This window comes from Nostoc sp., assembly GCF_036917355.1.
GTDB lineage: Bacteria > Cyanobacteriota > Cyanobacteriia > Cyanobacteriales > Nostocaceae > Nostoc.
On sequence record NZ_JBALDP010000111.1, the window covers coordinates 150877 to 170013 of the forward strand.

Genomic DNA, 19137 nt, shown 5'->3' on the forward strand with positions numbered 1-19137 from the left:
ACAAAGACTAAACGTGCCTCAGATTCTAGTATGCTCCTAAATGATCGATCGCACTAACAATTTATATGCTAAATCTGACTGGAAAAAATGCCCTTGTTACAGGTATTGCCAATAACCGCTCGATCGCTTGGGGCATCGCCCAACAACTGCACAAAGCCGGAGCAAACCTGGGTATTACCTACCTGCCGGATGAACGCGGCAAGATGGAGAAAAAAGTCGCGGAGTTGGTTGAACCTCTTAACCCCAGCTTATTTCTTCCTTGTAATGTCCAAGATGAAGACCAAATTAAATCTACTTTTGAGACAATCCGCGAACAGTGGGGAAAGCTAGATATCCTCATCCATTGTTTAGCCTTTGCCAGCAAAGACGATTTAACTGGAGATTTTAGCCAAACCTCTCGTTCTGGCTTCAACACCGCCTTAGAAATTAGTACCTACTCGCTGGTGCAGTTAAGTGGTGCAGCCAAACCTTTAATGACAGAGGGAGGTAGTATCGTCACCCTGACATATTTAGGTGGTGTTAGGGCAATCCCTAACTACAACGTTATGGGAATTGCCAAAGCGGGGTTAGAAATGAGTGTGCGTTATCTAGCTGCTGAACTAGGGCCACAAAATATCCGCGTGAATGCTATCTCCGCAGGCCCCATCCGTACTTTGGCCTCTTCAGCAGTGGGTGGGATTTTGGATATGATTCATCATGTAGAAGAAGTAGCTCCCCTACGACGAACCGTCACTCAGTTAGAAGTGGGCAACGCTGCGGCTTTCTTGTCTAGTGATTTGTCCAGTGGCATTACCGGACAAATTCTCTATGTAGATGCAGGATATGAAATTATGGGAATGTGACGCGATAAAGTTAGGAGTTAGGAGTTATGAGTTATGAATTTTTAACTCCTAACTTCTAACTCCTAACTTTTTTCACTCCCCATGCAAACAACCAATCGCCAAGTTAATTCAAACTACGATCTCTTAACCCAAACCCCTCGCATTGCCACTGTTCACCGCACCACTGGTGAAACTAATGTGCAAGTTACCATCAACCTGGATGGTAGAGGAACTTGCACAGCAGCAACAGGTATTCCGTTTTTGGATCACATGTTGCATCAAATTGCCTCCCACGGGCTGATTGATATAGATGTCCAAGCCAAGGGAGACTGGGAAATTGACGATCATCACACTAACGAAGATGTCGGCATTACTTTAGGGCAAGCTTTTAACCAAGCACTAGGCGACAGAAAAGGTATTGTCCGCTTTGGTAATTTTCTTGCACCACTGGATGAAGCCTTAGTTCAGGTAGCGCTAGACTTTTCTGGACGGCCTCACCTCAGCTATGGCTTGCAAATTCCTACTCAGCGGGTAGGAACCTATGACACCCAACTGGTGCGAGAATTTTTTGTGGCTTTGGTGAACCATAGCCAGATAACACTGCACATTCGGCAACTGGATGGTATTAATTCCCATCACATCATTGAAGCGACATTTAAAGCTTTTGCAAGAGCAACACGGCTGGCAGTGGAAATTGACCCCCGACGTGCTGGCTTAATTCCCAGTTCTAAGGGCGTTTTATGAAAGGAGTCAAATTTGTGATTGGGTATTGGGTATTGGGTGTTGGGCACAAGAGGTAGAGTTGCGGAGGGAAAAGACTTACTGCTACTTCTCGCCTGCTTCCCAGTCTCCAGTCTCCAGTCCCCAGTCCCCGATAATTGACACACCAGCAGTTGATGGTTATTATCAGCCTACCGGGTAACTTCTAATTAATATCAAGCTGGTAAATAGTGATTTAACCGAGATGAAGTCTGTTGCAGATGACTCTAATTCTCAACTTAATACGATAGACATTCCACCAGTAGTCCTAACTTCTGAGTTGCGAAAAGTCTATCGCACTGGTTTTTGGCTAAATCAAAAAGTCGTATCGCTCAAAAACTGTTCTTTAAAGGTTTACAAAGGCGAAACCTTTGGGTTGCTAGGGCCAAATGGTGCTGGGAAAACTACCCTTTTAAAATTGTTGCTGGGAATTATTCATCCCACTTCTGGACGCGGATCGTTGTTGGGTAAACCCATAGGCGATCGCAACGTTAAGCAACATATCGGCTATCTACCAGAAAATCCCTATTTGTATGACTATCTCACTGGCTGGGAATTTTTGCAGCTAGCTGCTGGGCTATTCCAAATTCCCCAAAGTGTTCAACGCCAACGCATTCCCCAACTTCTGGAATTGGTGGGTTTATCGCAAGCCGACGCTCGTAAAAAGCTGCTACGTCGCTATTCCAAAGGAATGCTACAGCGTGTTGGTATGGCACAGGCACTAATTAACGAGCCAGATTTAGTTTTTCTGGATGAACCAATGTCTGGTCTCGATCCGGTGGGGCGCTACCAAATGCGGGAAATTATTCTGGCGCTCAAAGCTGCTGGTAAGACGATTTTTTTCAACAGCCACGTTCTTAGCGAAGTAGAACAGATTTGCGATCGCATTGCCATCCTCGCTCAAGGTGAACTAATTTGCTCTGGTTCCCTCAATGAACTCTTAGGCGGTAAGAATACATATCACGTCAAAGGTCAAGGTGGTGACTGGGAAATTCTCAAAAAATGGATACCCACTCTCATATTTGAGCCTGATGGTTCCTGGCACGGTACACTACAAGATGATTACTATGATTTTCTTGCCAGTCTTCGTCTCATGGAAGGTAAAATTATCGCCATGAACTTATCACGTCACTCTCTAGAAGAATTTTTTATTCAACAAATCCAAAGAAAAAACAACTCATCGAATTAGTCTTGTTGCTAAATAATAAATTGTCGACTGCTTGGAAGAACAAAACCAAAAATTCTGCCTTTTTGAGTTCTCTTTGCCCAAGGCAACCTACAAAAAATAAAAATCTCACATCTCTCACATCTTTTAAAGGTTATTTGTATTTATTTAATGAACTTGTTCTTAATTTTAGTAGTCCTTTACTACTCATTGTAGATTTTAAATGTCATCAAATTAACTTTGACAAGAAAAATTTATTCGTGACTACTTGATTGTTGGTTAACAGACAATTGCTTGTAGAAACTGTGTTTAGTTGTGTAAATCCTATATTTTTTGATATTACTCTATTCAAGCAACATTAACTTTAAGCTAACTTCACTAAAAATTTAAATTCAATAAACAAATTTCCTCCGGAAAATCACACTTTTCTAGGAAAATAAGAGTGTCGGGGAACTTGAATATTTAGGTATAGTCAAAATAAAAATGTTTAGACAGTACTTTATTGATTGTAGTTTCAGAGTCTCAGGTAAATATGCTTAACAAAAGTTTGTCTAAAATCCTAATTGAGCCAGCTGTAGGTATGGCTTTGTTAACTGCTGTCAATGCCGCTATGTCATCTGCCAGTTTAGCTCAGGGACAACCATTACCACCAAGTACACAACCACCAATCACACAAACACAATTAGATACTAATTATTCATTGGGAGGAGGCGATCTCATCCGTGTAAATGTATTTGAAGTACCTGAATATACAGGTGAATACCAAATTCCCCCAGGTGGAGCAATCAACCTACCTTTAATTGGCAGTGTGTCGGTACTAGGGCTAACAACTGAACAAGCTTCTGACGAAATAGCTAGAAGATATGCCCGCTTCCTCAAACGTCCCTTAATCTCAGTCAATCTGTTGTCTCCTCGTCCCATCAATATTTTCGTTGCTGGAGAGGTGACACGTCCTGGAGCTTACACTCTAAGCTTGAGCGGAGGCGCCGGGAACAATCCAGGCGTACAATACCCCACTGTATTAGCCGCATTAACAACAGCGCAGGGGGTGACTTTAGCTGCGGATGTGACTCAAGTTCAATTACGGCGTAGAATAGGACGTTCTTCAGAGCAAGCTGTCACCCTCAATTTGAAAGAACTCATTCAAACAGGCAAGTTATCGCAGGATATTACCTTGCGGGATGGAGACACTATAGTTGTGCCGACAGCAACCAACTTCAACGTTGCAGAATCTCGCAATATATTTGCATCTAACTTTGCCGCCAGTCAAACCACACCCCGCACAGTAACCATTATTGGTGAAGTTAACCGTCCCGGTTCGTATCTTGTTACCCCAGCCAACACAGATGCACAGGGGGGCGCAACCACTAACAGCGGTACTACCACTCCCAATGGTTTACCAAATGTGACACGGGTAATTCAATTAGCTGGCGGAATTACAGCACAAGCTGATGTGCGTAATCTCAAGCTACGCCGACCCACAAGAACTGGCTCAGAACAATCTATAGATATTAATCTTTGGCAACTGTTACAGAGTGGTGATGCCAATCAAGACATCATTGTGCAAGACGGAGATACGATTGTTATTCCGACGGCAACTGAAATTAACCCCGCAGAAGCGACTCAATTAGCTACCACTACTTTGTCTCCTACACGGATTCAGGTTGGTGTGGTAGGCGAAGTTAAAAAACCAGGCTTAACAGACGTTCAGCCAAATAGCTCTTTAAATCAAGCTATACTCGCTGCTGGCGGATTTAATGATGCCAGAGCTAGTAGTAGTGCTGTTGATTTAATTCGCCTCAACCCTAATGGTTCTGTCACTAAACGTATAGTAAAAGTGGATTTCTCGGCTGGGATTAATGAGCAAACTAATCCCATACTCCGCAATAATGACGTTGTAGTAGTCAACCGATCTGGTTCAGCTAAGACTGGCGATACCGTCAATACCATAACTGGACCTTTAGGTGTTATCTTTAATCTTTTGAACTTATTCGGACTCTAGTTTAAGAGATAGATGCAAAATTGGGGGCGTTGGCCAACCGTCTTCGTCCCTAAAATTGCACTATCCTTTAATCAAAAGCAAGTTAAACATAGCAGATGTTCCACAAGGCATCGCTTCTTGCAAATTGTGTTTTATAGCGGCTTTATACTGTTACGACAAGTCTGCTATAAATAGCTGCGATAGTCGCTCTCTTATGATTTGCCAATATTCTAAGCTATCTGACTACTTCTATATATCCGTCATTATAATAATTTTAAGTAATATTACTCATAGAGAAATACTGTAAACTTTAAAACTCTCACTGTAAATTCATAATGTGCATTGATAGGCTTTTGAAATCTTTATTGTAGGTACTCACATTTCTTATGATAATGAGAATATTTTAGAAAGCAGATTTCGTAAATACTGGTTCATCACTGATTTTTAGTCATTCAGTGATTCTTATTATCATAAGAATTATTTAAGTAAATCAACTAATTGATGACAGATATACTATTTTAACCACAGATACCGCGTATACACAGTAGAATGATGTCGAATTGGAAATGACGCCATTTGTACGGTTGCTTGGTGTTCATGAATAGGGTAACTCTGGATACTGATATTTTTTATTCAGTGATTTTATCAGATGTTTGCGATTTTTTGGAACACAAGCTCAAAAGGTGGTTCAGCCATATTTACGCGAAAATGCGCAGGTTTAAACTTATAAAACCGTGTATAAACTTACAAGTGGCAGTGATACGACCGTATTCAATACTGGGTTATTAACTAAGGCTAGAGTTACTGACCGTTAACGATTGAGTTTTTGCAACATACCCTATTTTTCCCTATGATGATTCATGGTTTCGGTTTTCTCAGTTTGAGCGCATCTTTTGTACTTCCCTGGGCATTAACAGGTCTGGTTCAAGGACAGAGAATAACAGAGTCTTTATTTAAAGATGTTCCTCAGCCATCCACTGTTCAGGAAATACCACTACCTAGCCGCAAGCTGATCAGTGGTATTTCAACTGCGACAACATACTATGTTAGTGGTAACGGAAACGACAGAAATAGCGGACTATCGACCTCATCCGCTTTTAGGACACTTCAAAGGGCAGCAAACCTTACTAATCCTGGCGACACGGTACTTATTATGAACGGGCAATACAAGAATGGGCCCAAAAACGGTTCTGTATTAGGTATTAAACGTTCTGGAACTGCAAATGCATGGATTAAATATAAAGCATATCCTGGGCATTTTCCAAAAATTCAGCACAATACATGGAATGGTATCTCGATTTCAAATGGAGCTTCATATATCGAGATTAACGGGCTGGAGGTCATAGGGAACAATGCTAATATCACCCGTAATTATGCGTTAAGTCAGAAATATAACAGATCAAATCCGCTTACTAACGGAAGTTGTATAAGCATTGAAGGAGGAAACAAAGGTCGTTCTCATCACATAAATATTCTGAACAACAAAGTGCATGATTGTGGAGGAGGAGGTATCTCAGCAATCCAAGCTGATTATGTGAAAGTGGATAATAACACTGTTTTCAATAACGCTTGGTACACAGTTCATGGTTGCAGTGGCATTTCCATGCTTAATAATTGGAGTTCTGACAACAAACAGGGATACAAGATATTTGTAACCAATAACAGAAGCTACAACAATCGAATGTACGTTCCTTGGATTGGTTCCGGAACGATCTCAGACGGTAATGGTATTATTGTTGATGTTTCAAAAGGATATAGAGGACGGATTTTAATTGCAAACAATCTCACCTACAATAATGGCGGTTCAGGTATTCATTCCCATGATAGTCAGCATATCGATATTATCAACAACACGGCATATTTGAATCAGCAAAGTCCAGAAGTTAAAAAAAAGGGAAAGGGCGAAATTTATGCGGGTTATTCGTCTGATGTCAAAATTTTCAATAACATTATGTATCCTTCCCCTGGTAATGCTGCGAATAGCAATATGAAAAATGTCAACGTCAGTTATAACTACAATGTTTATCCCAGTAATTCGACGATCAAGATTACAGGATCTAACGATATGATTGCAGATCCACAGTTTGTTAATGCCTCAGATCATGACTTTAGATTGAAATCAACAAGTCCGGCAATTAATAGTGGTTTAAAGTGGAATAGTTTGAAAACCGATTTTCTAGGCAATCCTCGTGCTTCCGGTTATGCACCCGATAGAGGAGCATACGAAAATCGGTAGCAGTTAAAAGTATTGCATTGGGTTGTATGGTAAAGTTCTTATTTATACAGATTTTTTGTCTACAACCCAATTGGAAATGGGCGAGGAAGAGCTACAAAGGAAAACAAGACGCCATCGTACGACCGCAGAAACAAGCAAAGCAGAATACAGATGCGGGAATTATGTGCGGCTACTGGAGAAATAGACCTGAAGTATTTGGATGAATCAGGGTTTTGTGCATGGAGTTACTTCCGAGGCGAGCAAAAACCCTAATAAACCCAACTAAATTGGAGCTTGATGTAACTCCTCAAATAATTTTTTAGAAGCTTTATTTCTTCGCCAGTCCCTTAAGCTCTTTTGTCAACTCTCTTGGTTTAAAATATTCGTGAGAATGATATCGATAACTACTAGATTCATTTTTATCAATGACTCCATTGACTACTAAACCTAGAACGTTGTAGCTGGATCTCTCTAATATCTCTTGAGCAGCATTAGCACTGTTGGAATCAATTACTCCGGGTCGGGCTACTAACAAAATACCATCAGTCATTTGGCTTAAAGTCAAAGCATCGGCTGCCAAAAGCAGTGGAGGGGCATCAATAATTACAAAGTCATACTTGTACTGAGATGAGAAATTCTCAATGAGTGATGCCATTCGTTTTGAGTCAAGCAAAGCAAGTGGGTTGGGAGGTCTAACTCCAGCAGTTAAAACATCAAGATTGTCCATTACCTTAGATACGGCAATATCAAATTCAGCCTGTCCTACAAGAACCTCACTCAAACCAACTTCATTGGTTAGTTCCCAGAGATGATGCTGAGAAGGAACTCGCATATCTGCATCGATTAGTAAAACTCGACGTCCTAGTTGAGCGATCGCTGCTGCTAAATTAGCTGAAACTGTAGACTTGCCTTCTTTAGGAACTGCGCTAGTTATCACGATAGTTTTGAGCAAATTATCTGAACTTAAGAATTTCAGATTTGCTTGAATCATCCGGTACATTTCACTCGTTAAAGAGTGGGGAGTATCCCGGACAGCAATTGTTTGAGATATTGATTCTGCATTTGAATCACGAAAACGAAGCTTTTTAACAGACAAAGGAACAATTCCTAGCAAAGTATATCCAAATACATCTCTAATTTCTTTAAGTGTTTTTAGAGATATATCTCTCATCGCGAGAAAAAGTACAGTTGTGGTGGCAAAAAATAAACCGAACATGACTCCTAGCACCAAAACAATTATTGTTTTAGTTAATGTAGGATCTTCGGGCACTAAAGCCTGAGCAATAATCCGGGAACTAGGTGTATTTGTATTTTCAACTAACTGTAGTTCTTGAACCTTTTTCAATAGAGTTTGGTAGGTCGATTCTGCAACTTCAACTTTCCGTTCCAACTCTCGCTGGTTTTGTGCTAACTGTGGTATGAGTTTCACGCGCTGTTCGTAGCTGGCACGAGAATTATATAGAGAGGAGAGTCTTTGAGTTAAGCCAAAACGTTGTATTTCTGATTGCAGAAAGTTTTGTATAAGGCTTTGTCTGAGTTCTCCAATCTGCAATAGGCTCGGTGGAACTTGTGTTTGATTGCCAATAGTCTGACCAACTTGCTGTTGCAGGAGAGATTTTAAATTAGCTTTTTTTGCTTCAAGGTTAATAATTATAGGGTTGTCATCTAGAAAACGGCTGCGCTCAACCGCTAACTGCCGATCGGTCTCTTGGAGTTGTGTAAGAATTCCCTGTACTGCTGGTGACTGACTGAGGGCACTCACAGCGATCGCTTCCTGAGAATTTAGCTCTACTTTCTGCCGCAGTTCATTGGTTTGGGCATTTACCTCATCCAGTTGAGCCTTGACAGTGTTCATCTCATTGTCTAGATTTCCAATAGTCGCAACAGCTGACTTTGTCTCCTCTGATAAATCTGCAATCTGATGCTTTTGTTTAAATATACGTAACGCTACTTCTGCATTATTAACAGCAGCTTGAGTTGTAGGAAGTTGCTTGGCCATAAACTGACGAGTTGCTCCTGCCTCAGAGCGATTCGTCAGAGTATCATTTTCTAAATAAAACCTCATAATTGTATTGACTACTGCCGCTGCTTCTTCAGGATCGTGGCTGCTATAAGTAATACGCAATACATCTGTCCCACCAATAATTTTTAGGTTCAGGGCTTTTTGTAGTGCTTTCAGCTCTAGAGGTTCACCTTCCTTGTCCTTAAGTTGTAGTTTGTCAATTGTCCGCTGTAATAAAGCTGGGGAAGAAATAACTTCTATCTGACTGCTTATGGGATTTTGGGTTGCTACCAATGGTTTCAAATCGCCTGAGTCTGCTCCCTCAGAGGTACCCGGAGAAAGATTATTTCCTGCTACTTTAAAAGAGGGAACTCTGAATAACAGTTTTCCTTCTGCTTCATAGTCTGGCTTCAGAAATTTTGTAGATATGGCACTCAGAATAACTGTCGCTACAAATATACTGACAGCTGGTAGCCACCATCTTTTCAATATCAATAAGTAACGATTAAGGTCTAAATCAATAGATTCTCTAGATTCCATAGATTTTTCTGACATAAATCTTCCAAAGTACAGGTCTTAAGCAAGAAACAAAAAATTGACTTAGAACACTCGCAAAATAGTGCAATTGATAATACTGATTATGTATAATTTTACATATAAAAATAGTATAGATCAATACGGTTCAGTTAAGCCTTAACTCTATTATCAAAATTATTTTTTTTAACGAACCGCCAAGTACGCAAAGGCAAGAAGGAAGAAATATTTAACTTAACTGTATTGTAGTCTAGATTATTTAAGTTAATAATTTAGTCCAGATTTTGGTGCAAATGTGTAACGGTGATATATGTACGTTTATTGAGCAAAAACTTTGTTAATTTTGGGATTTGAGGTGAGTTAACTACGTCCTAGCTATAACTACCGTCCCAGAAATCAACCCTTTAGTAACAGGACGTTCAATTAAAAGTTTTTTGCATTAGCGATCGACCATTAATAAATATTCAAATTTGTTTCTGGATTATCAAAGGCTTAATTTTTTGCTGGATATTATACGGTTATATTTCTTGTCACATCAACTATCTTAGCTAAAGCCAAAATTTCAAAGTCGTTTGTAATTTCTGACTATAAATATCTACTCATTACTCAACCCACCTACTTAATATAGTAATTCTGAAAGTTCAACTAGCTACCTACTTTGCCAAACTTTATCGTAAGCATCTAACAGTTTTGGAGCTTGATATTGCCATTCAAGAATCTCCTCCATTCTACGTCGCCCCTCCGCTCCGAGCTTTTCTCTACGTTCAGAAAAATCTAGAAGTTCCAGAATTTTCTCGGCAAATTCTATCTCATCGTTAGGCTTGGCATAAAGAGAAGCTTCTTGTGCAGAACGTCTTCCCTCTCGCAAATCAAACTGAACAATTGCTTTTCCCATTGCCATGTATTCAAGGATTTTATTCATGGTGCAATTTTCGTTATAAGCAGATGTTGGAGAAGGCTCTACACACACATCGCAGCTGGAAAGCCGCTCTAAAAGTTCTTCACCTTGCTTAAACCCTGTAAATTCTACAAACTCATTCACTTCTAACTCTTTAGATAATTCTTTGAGCTTTTCTGCCATAGGTCCACTACCAATTAGCATAAAGTGAATATCAGAGCGATTTTTTTTGTGGACAATGTAATATACCATTCTTAGGAGATAATCAATACCCTCTGGTTCTCCCATGACACCCATGTAACCTATCAAGTACTTTCTACCTCTACGGTAATTGGGGTTTGGAGGCATTCGGCGAAAGCGCGAAAGATCCGGCGCACTACGAACTACAAATACTTTCTCTGGTTTCTTATGCCCACGCTTAAGAGCGACCTCTCGGTGTGACTCGTTCGTTGAAATTACCATGTCTGCTGTGGCATAGGTCAAGCGTTCAGCCCAGCGTAATCCATGATAAAAAATATCGCGCCGCCGATACTTAGCTTCATACATTTCCGGACTGAGGTCATGATGATCGAAGATAATAGATATACCATGAAATAATTTAAACCATGCTGCTACCAAGAAAAGTAGATCGGGCGGATTACAAATATGTATGACATCAAAACCACGCTCTCGCCATACCTTTTGAGCTAGACGGAATTGCCAGTTAATCGCCCAACTGTACTCTCGAAGATAGCCAATGACAGAACTTTCTTCCGGTGGTAGAGGATGACGGTAAATGTGAATCTGCTCAATAATTTCATAATCTTTTTCAAAGCCATTACCTGTAGGTGAAATTACGCTAACTTCATACCCAGATTTTTGCAAAGTAGTTGCTTCCATCCATACCCGTCTATCAAAGGGAACTGGAAGATTTTCAACGATAATTAGTACTTTCTTCGGTGATGGCATAATAATTTCAATTTTTAATTAGTTTCGTAAGCAATTATTCACTCACTCGGCAAAATGGTCGAAACCCTTAACTTATTCGTAATAGGCAGGGGAAATGTGAAACGTTACTTTAGTAAAACACTCACTTGTCAAGTCTAAAATATACCTTATTTATGGAACCTATAGTCATACTGAGTGAAACTGGGTTATGAAATAAATATGTATGTACACATCATAATAGCTATCAGTTTTGCTGTTACTAGCTGGTTACAAGTATAATTGATTGACTATCTGATTTTTATTTCATCCATCTTTACATTCTGACTGAGAGAGATGCCGCCACATAGAGTATCCAAGTCAAACTATTTGATTCCATCAAATTAGACTCAGTGAGGCTAGATAAGACTATAAATGTCATGTGTATAAGTGGCCAAATATCGAATGCTGTCTTATGACTACGCACCCAAGCCAATCCTTGCAGATAACTGCGCCAAAATCCTAAAAAGAATACTCCTAACCCTAAAAGACCCAGATCTAGGCAAAGAGCCAGATAGCCATTGTGTGGGTGGCTTGGCGTCCATCCAGCTCCAAGCCAAACATAGGCAGATTCACCATTCCATCCTTGCCAGAATCCACCATAACCATAACCAAGCCAAGGATGTTTCCAAATCATATCAATTACTAATGGCCACAACTGTGTTCGGCCTGTCAGTGTTGCATCTTTACCAATTGCACTGAACAGGATATCAGCATCGTTAGACAACCAAAAATATAAACTTTGGCTGATAGTAGCTATGATTATTATGGTTGGTACCATGAACTGGTATGGCCAGCGCCAAATTTGAAAAGCAAAAAATGCCAATATTAGAATTAATAGATTAATTAGAGATGAACCTGAAGCGGAAAGAAGTAAGAGTATTATTGACAAGCTAAACCCACCCCAAAAAAGCCAATTACGTCTTTTATTTTGATAACCAAGGATAAAAAAAGTCATACTACTCGTTACCATTCTTGCTCCCAGACCATTTTTGTGCGTGAATACTCCACGCCACTTTGGGCTACCCAAATCGCTCTGTATCCCGTATTTAGGTAAGGCTATAGCAAAAACGCAACTAAGTATTATAATAATTGCAAAGTTCCAAGCAAGTAAATGTAACTGCTGTTTTAAGCTATATCGCGAAGCAAAATATAGCCCAAATAAACAAGAATTAATGAGAGCAAAACTATTTTTTAATGTTGTTGATGGTTCAAAAGACCAAATAATAGAAATAGCTGACAATAAAATTAAAAAATAAAGCAAAAACCCTTTACTAAGGAAATAAAGAGTTGTCTTCCAACGCAAAACTAGTAGTACTAATGTAACTGCATAGATTAAAGAATAAATAATCCGGATCAAAGAGCTATCATATTCTACTAAATCGGTCTGTCCTGCTCCTCCTGACATTACAACAACAAAGATTGCTCCTGAATACATCAGTAAGCTCGCAATTGTGAATCCCTGTTCAGCAACAATTAGTATTTTACTCATAAAAAATTTTAACTAATATTTCTTTTGCATATTCATTTCTTTATAATAAACTTGGACTGTTTGAGCAGCAATATTTGACCAATTTAAATCTTCTTGACAACGAGCTAATGCCGCAGTTTGCATACGTTGTTGTAAGTCGCGATCGCTTAACAAATGAATAATTGCATCAGCTAAAGATTGGACATCACAAGGTGGAACTAACAACCCATCTTTTTTATGCTGGATTATCTCACTTAATCCCCCTACTTCAGAGGCTACAACCAGTGTTCCCATCCCATAAGATAAGGCTGCCACACCACTTTGAGAGGCTTCTATGTATGGTAGAACTGTTACTGTACTGCGTTGAAATAGATTACTTACTTCTTCAAGGGGGATAAAGTCATTGATAATTTCGTAGCGTTTCTCATCATACCCATTAGGGAAATATTGTTTTATGTTTTCTCCTCGTCCAGCGATAATCAGCTTGACTTCAGGTATACGTTCAGCAATTAAAGGCATAGCCTGAAGTAAATATTTTAATCCTTTGTAGGGCCAGATGCGCCCAAAAAATAACAATGTATTTGGCTCACGAGTCTGACTAATCCCCTTACCCCGACGCTGATACAAACTACCAAGTTCCCCATGTGATAAAACATTGACTTGCTCTTGAGGTATACGAAATTGTTCAGTTAGAATCTTTTTTAGTTGATTAGTATGGACAATCAATTGTTGGGAACGATAGAAAGCAATACGTCTGGTATACTCCGAACCGAATACAGCCATGCTATCTCCTGGGTGACGAAATATGTCGTGGATAGTTGTCACCAGTGGCGGCATCTTGTTGAATAACAAAGTCCAATCATACCAGGGATCGTTGGTTTCTTGCACATGCAAAATATCTGGCTGTATGTCTTTGATAATACGCATCATTGCGTACATAGACAATAGGTTGCGCGGGTCGCGAATCCGTGGTTTTTTAAAACTAATCACGCGGATACTGGAATCAAGAACATTCCTACAGACATCTGAGATTTTTTGTGGATGAATTAGCGTTAAATCAACATGTTTAACCAGACTGTTTGCTAATTCAATAGTGTAATCTTCAAAGCTAAAATGTAATAAAGCAACTTTAATCATAATTAAAATTATACCCTCACTTAAATTATTGATTTCACTAGTTTTTATAAGTTAATTATAAGAATTTATCTTAAACGGATTACTGCTATCTTTTTTAACAATTTTGACCATAAAAAACGAAATCCTCCAAAAGAGTGAATACCTAAATAAATCACAAATAAAGCATAGGCACAAGTTGCAATAATTAGAGTTAATATAAAGTCTAAACTAAATTTTTGTAATAATATTAATATAGGTAGCATTCCAACAGTTATTATTAATGGCCTGCAAATAATTCGCCATAAATTTAATGGAAATAGGCGAGTATAGGTGAAATAAATATACTGGCTAAAACCGCAAACAGTCATTAATAATGCCATTAAAGCTGCACCTAATAACTGATAATGTGAAACTAATACTACACCTACCAAGCTCCCTAATGTAGTGGTAATAACTACTTCACGTAGGTTTACTATCTCAAAACCATTGGCTACAAGTAAATAAGTCAGTGAGCGTGTAAACGGCAAAAAAACGAGTGATGCAGCACTAATAACAAGGGCTATATTTGCTTCAGCAAAGCTAGTATTATAGAGAAAAACTAGTAAATCTTTGCCAAACAATAAGATTCCAAGATATAAAGGTAATGCTATGATTAATAGGATTTCGATAATATTTTCAGCTATCTGTCTCTGCTTGTGCCGTCCTTGCTCTACAGCCTTTGAAAGTCTTGGAAATATTGCTAAACCTATACTGTTAGCAATAATCATAAAGGGTTGTAATAATTGTGTTATTCCGCCAAATAAGCCTACTAAAAACTCATTTCCTAACAATGAAAGGATCAATATTTGAATTCTGCCACTAACTACAGCTATTGCTTCAATAGCAAAAAATGTACGTGCATTTTTGATTGTATTAAAGACAAAACTCCTATCAATCTGCCATTGTATTTTTACTAACCGGGCAATAAAAATCCATTCAATTACCAAAATTAGTGTTTCTGAAAAAACTAGGATCGCCCCCAAATATTCAATTTCATATTTTAGTTGCATCGCCCAAATCATTATTATCAGGCGTAAAATATAGACTGGCACTGTAGCGATCGCAATCAGATGCATCTTTTCTTTCGCTTGAAAAATTGCCTCTGTTATATTAGAAAGCGCAAAGGGAATGATCGTTAAACCCATGATGTAACAAACAGTCGAGGTTTTGGAACTATAGGGAAGTAAAAATACTACAATCACCAATGCCGCATAACTGAAAAAACTAAATATTAACTGTAGACAAGTACCACTGATTAAATAGACTGGTGTTTTTCGTGGCTCACGAGCTAGTTCTCTAGTAAACAATGTTTTTAGCCCTTGTGAAGCAATGCCCACAAAGATAAAATAGTAGCTATATGCTAGTAGATATTGACCTAAAGCTTCAGCTCCTAGAGTACGAGCAATCGAAGCAGTTAATACAAAAGCTGTAACACTTTGTGCTAACCGATTGAGTATCATCGAGAAGGAATTACTTATGAATTTGTACTTTTCTACCATTATTAATAATTTTTAGTTCAGCTTAATTATTTCATTTTGAGTCACCACAATTTTTTGTCGGATATATCCTTATAGATTTTTCGAGAGCATCCTCAAACAAAACAAGTAACTAATTACTCAGTAATGTAGAAAAATCTAAATTTAATCCGCTATAAATTAAACTGAATACTGCAATAAATTTATTGATTGATATGGAAAGTAAATTCTCTAATCGTAGCTATCATAGCTGTCATGGTATGGATTTTTACTGTTAGTAAGCACCATCTTTTTTCAAAACCACCATAACTGTTTTAAGGAGAATTTCAAAGTCTAACCCAAGCGACCAATTTTCGATATAGCTGATATCTAGATGAATCACTTGTTCAAAATCTAAAATATCTGAGCGACCTGAGACTTGCCAAAGACCTGTAATACCAGGTAAAATTTCATGCCGAATAAAATGGTGTTCAGAAAACTTTTCAACATCTCTTGTAGGTAAAGGGCGAGGCCCTACTATACTCATTTCTCCAAGGATAACGTTAAAAAGTTGAGGTAATTCGTCTAAACTATAACGACGGAGAAATTTTCCAACAGGGGTAATGCGAGGATCATCTTTAATTTTAAAGATAATTCCATCTTTTGTTTCATTTAAAGCTTCTAATTCTTTCTGTAATTTTTCCGCATCAGACCTCATCGTTCTGAATTTCCATACTTTAAACTGTTGACCATGTAAACCTATACGTGTTTGTCTGTAGAATACTGTGCCTGGAGAGTCAAGTTTTATAGCTATAGCTATAGCTATATAAATCGGGAATAATAACATTACAAATAAAGTTGCAAAACAAAAATCACAACTACGCTTTATCCAAAAATCTTTACCTGTAATTATCGGACAATCCAAACTCAGACAAGGCATTCCACCTATTTTGTTAAATTGTACGTTTTTATAAATTGGTTTTAATTCCATCGGTAAAATATGTACTTGTATCCCAGATGCTTGAAATAGCCAGCACAAAAACATTCTATTTTTTAGCGCATCCCAAGATATAAAAACTTCTGTCACTCCTAGTTGATTAAGTTGAGACAATGTTTGCTGACGCTGATATCTGTCTAGTGAATTAGCATTCGCCGTTCCAGATATAATGTAATGCTTTTCTTTTTTTATAAAACTCGCAATCTGCTCGCGATCTTGAGGATCGCAAATAATGAAAACAGAAGAACGAACTATTTTTTTCTGCTTGCGTAGATATTCAAGAGTAATATTTACAGCGTATCTACCAGTACAAATAAGAAATATACTTAGCAGCCAAGGCAATAATATTAATCTTGGACGTGTGATATCAACAACTGGTTTATACAAAAAACTAACTAAAACGATTAATCCATGAGCAAAAGTTAGCGATTTGATAATATTGAAATAGTCATAGCGTTTTTGACCTTCTCGATAAATACCCTCGACAGCTAGCGATCCTATTTGAATCCCAATAGCTGTTAAGATTGGTAAATAATGAATCGGTATATACCAATAAAAATGTCCATAAGTAGATTGATATGCTGCTAAAACCCAAGCTAGAAATAAAAGAGTGCAGTCTACTAAGAATAATGTTGTTAATCTCAACCACCATGAACCTTTACGTACCGTGACAAATGTCGATGCACGTAAATCCAAAGGTACTTCACTGAATTTATTTGTTGTAATGCTTTGATTACTCATAGTTAGGAACACTTGGTGTAGGTAAAATTTGATAGGAGGTTAGATATACAAGACAATTTGGGTATCTCACTATTTTTATTTACAAAGAAACCTTGACTTTTTAGTCTAGCCTTAACCGTTTTCTTTGGAGTAACTTTAAGTTTTTTATCAAAAGCATCCTCCAGGGTCGGTTTGTGTTGCCGTTTTACTACCGAAATACCTAGGTGTGATTGCAGCCTATAATCACATTTTAGTCTCTAAAAATTAATGAAAAAAAGGATTTGTTGATCAATTTAGATTATTTAGTAGTTAAACAAAACTGCTGATGTTAAGAATCAAGCAAGTATGATGTTAAGAGTCAAGCAATTAGGCAAAATAAAAATATTATAATTTTCCAAGTCACTAATACATCAGCTTAATTATGGATATCGCAGATATCTTGGAGAGTTTCACTTCTTCGAGGTATAGAATGATTGATATAACCTCAGAAATTACTCTAGCATATTTATTTAGGCTAATTTAGCTTTGAATATAAAGTTGTCTTATTGTATCTATTGTTTTTAAGCATAATTACTGATACCAAATTGTATACACAATATATAACAAAACGCATCAAAAATTTGATGTTTGTAATAAAAGTTTACATTATTGAATATTTATTGAGTCAGTTTTATGGATATTTCTAAATGAAGTCTTAAAAGAGCAGCAACTTTAACGACGAGACTGTAGTTTAGAGTAGAAGACTGATGTTACAAACGTAGTTGGATTTTATAAGGTTCGCCTAGATTCTTCAAAAAAATAATATTACGACTTTACATTAATTTTATATAATTAGAGACAAAATGAAGATTTTGTAAAAACTATTTTTCATTCAGTAGATTTTACTGAGATAGGATAATGTACTTTTATAATTGCGTGTAAGTGTTAGTGTTTGTTGGCTAAAACAGAAATTTGATTTTTTGGATTCAATTGTAATAGTAATAATTTAGAGTTTCATTTCAATCAATAAAACATGGAGAAAAGTATGGTGACTAGTAAATTAGATATATTAGACCGATTGGGTAGGTTTTTAACCAGTAAAAAGTGGAGTTTACTGACAAATTTGCGTCTCAATAATTTAGAAGTTAATAAAATTTTACGAGCCACAGATGATTCGGAAATAGGAAAAGCACAGACAGAAATAAATAATTTATGTTTTTCTGAAAAAGATTATAGGGATTTTGTAAATTCAGATGTACTGAGTAAATATAATCAGCTTGATTTCATCCATTCCAAGCCACTCGAATATTTGACGACAATGACTCTGTTAGATTTGAAAGAGGGTGATAAAATACTAGATGCTGCTGGTGGTGAAAAAGCTGAATATATAAAGGCTTTAATGGCAGTTTCGGACTTCAAATTGAATGCTTACTGTCAAGACTCTTTATTGGATGGAAAAGTCACAGATGGAATTAAGTACATTGGTGGCTCTATCGATGCGATCCCTCTCCCAGATGAATCTTTAGATGGAATTAGCTGTCATCACTCTTTTGAGCATTTTCGAGATGATTTGGATATTAAGTTTATTAAAGAGGCTGTACGTTTATTGAAAGTGGGCAGAAAACTTGTCATTGCACCGCTATTTTTAACTAACGAATATGCAGAAATCTGGAACAATAAACGTATTCAGAAGTCTAATGTTGACAAAGCAATCACAATTTTTGACAATACTGCAAGCTTTGCTGGATGGGGTGCATATGAAGGCTTTGCTAGAACTTATAGTCCTGCTGCATTTAAAACAAGAATTATTGATAATTTAGCGAGCAACTGTCATGCAAAAATCTACAAAGTTATTGTAGATGGAAAACCTGTGCCAGACCTCCAAAAAAATTATCATCAACCTCTACTCAATGCTGAAATGAAGGCACTGGTAATAGTCAAAAACTAAATAGCAACTTTGCAACTTTTGAGTTTGGTAAGTGTTATAGCAATTTGCAATTATTTATAATTAGTAGGGGTGCAC

The 19137-nt window shown here is 37.7% G+C and carries 12 protein-coding genes; 6 read left to right on the forward strand and 6 right to left on the reverse strand.

Features of this window, described 5'->3' with window-relative positions; all coding sequences use genetic code 11:
* Positions 1-65: 65 nt before the first annotated feature.
* The 5 genes from fabI (at position 66) to V7K53_RS33580 (ending at position 6962) form a co-directional block, all read left to right on the forward strand.
* On the forward strand, positions 66-842 hold the full coding sequence (fabI, locus tag V7K53_RS33560) for an enoyl-ACP reductase FabI (RefSeq protein WP_335189072.1): 777 nt from the start codon (positions 66-68) through the stop codon (positions 840-842).
* Between the two features lie 81 nt (positions 843-923).
* Positions 924-1565 (forward strand): imidazoleglycerol-phosphate dehydratase HisB, encoded by a 642-nt coding sequence (gene hisB, locus V7K53_RS33565; protein ID WP_335201750.1) that lies wholly within the window; start codon positions 924-926, stop codon positions 1563-1565.
* A gap of 220 nt (positions 1566-1785) precedes the next feature.
* Positions 1786-2769 carry an ABC transporter ATP-binding protein gene (locus tag V7K53_RS33570; RefSeq protein WP_335201751.1) on the forward strand — a complete coding sequence of 328 codons (984 nt, stop codon included), beginning with the start codon at positions 1786-1788 and terminating at the stop codon, positions 2767-2769.
* A 508-nt stretch (positions 2770-3277) separates the two neighbouring features.
* On the forward strand, positions 3278-4747 hold the full coding sequence (locus V7K53_RS33575) for an SLBB domain-containing protein (RefSeq protein WP_335201752.1): 1470 nt from the start codon (positions 3278-3280) through the stop codon (positions 4745-4747).
* An 829-nt stretch (positions 4748-5576) separates the two neighbouring features.
* A complete protein-coding gene (locus V7K53_RS33580) occupies positions 5577-6962 on the forward strand; it encodes a choice-of-anchor Q domain-containing protein (RefSeq protein ID WP_335201753.1) in 1386 nt (461 codons plus the stop codon).
* 307 nt (positions 6963-7269) lie between these two features.
* Here the strand turns inward: V7K53_RS33580 and V7K53_RS33585 are convergent, their stop codons facing one another.
* The 6 genes from V7K53_RS33585 to V7K53_RS33610 all read right to left on the reverse strand — a co-directional run bounded on the left by V7K53_RS33585 (position 7270) and on the right by V7K53_RS33610 (position 17156).
* The gene (locus tag V7K53_RS33585; RefSeq protein WP_335201754.1) at positions 7270-9498 is read right to left on the reverse strand and encodes a GumC family protein; all 2229 of its coding nucleotides are present in this window, start codon (positions 9496-9498) and stop codon (positions 7270-7272) included.
* A 628-nt stretch (positions 9499-10126) separates the two neighbouring features.
* Positions 10127-11323, reverse strand: a complete 1197-nt coding sequence (locus V7K53_RS33590; RefSeq protein WP_335201755.1) for a glycosyltransferase family 4 protein — start codon at positions 11321-11323, stop codon at positions 10127-10129.
* A 292-nt stretch (positions 11324-11615) separates the two neighbouring features.
* The gene (locus V7K53_RS33595) at positions 11616-12830 is read right to left on the reverse strand and encodes an O-antigen ligase family protein (RefSeq protein ID WP_335201757.1); all 1215 of its coding nucleotides are present in this window, start codon (positions 12828-12830) and stop codon (positions 11616-11618) included.
* Positions 12831-12842: 12 nt separating this feature from the next.
* Entirely contained in the window at positions 12843-13946 is a 1104-nt protein-coding gene (locus tag V7K53_RS33600; protein ID WP_335201758.1) for a glycosyltransferase family 4 protein, read from the reverse strand.
* A 65-nt stretch (positions 13947-14011) separates the two neighbouring features.
* Complete coding sequence (locus tag V7K53_RS33605; RefSeq protein WP_335201759.1) at positions 14012-15463, reverse strand: oligosaccharide flippase family protein; 1452 nt, start codon at positions 15461-15463, stop codon at positions 14012-14014.
* Positions 15464-15713: 250 nt separating this feature from the next.
* A complete protein-coding gene (locus V7K53_RS33610) occupies positions 15714-17156 on the reverse strand; it encodes a sugar transferase (RefSeq protein ID WP_335201760.1) in 1443 nt (480 codons plus the stop codon).
* A gap of 1003 nt (positions 17157-18159) precedes the next feature.
* Between V7K53_RS33610 and V7K53_RS33615 the strand changes: the two genes are divergently transcribed.
* Positions 18160-19062 carry a methyltransferase domain-containing protein gene (locus V7K53_RS33615; RefSeq protein WP_335201761.1) on the forward strand — a complete coding sequence of 301 codons (903 nt, stop codon included), beginning with the start codon at positions 18160-18162 and terminating at the stop codon, positions 19060-19062.
* Positions 19063-19137: the final 75 nt, after the last annotated feature.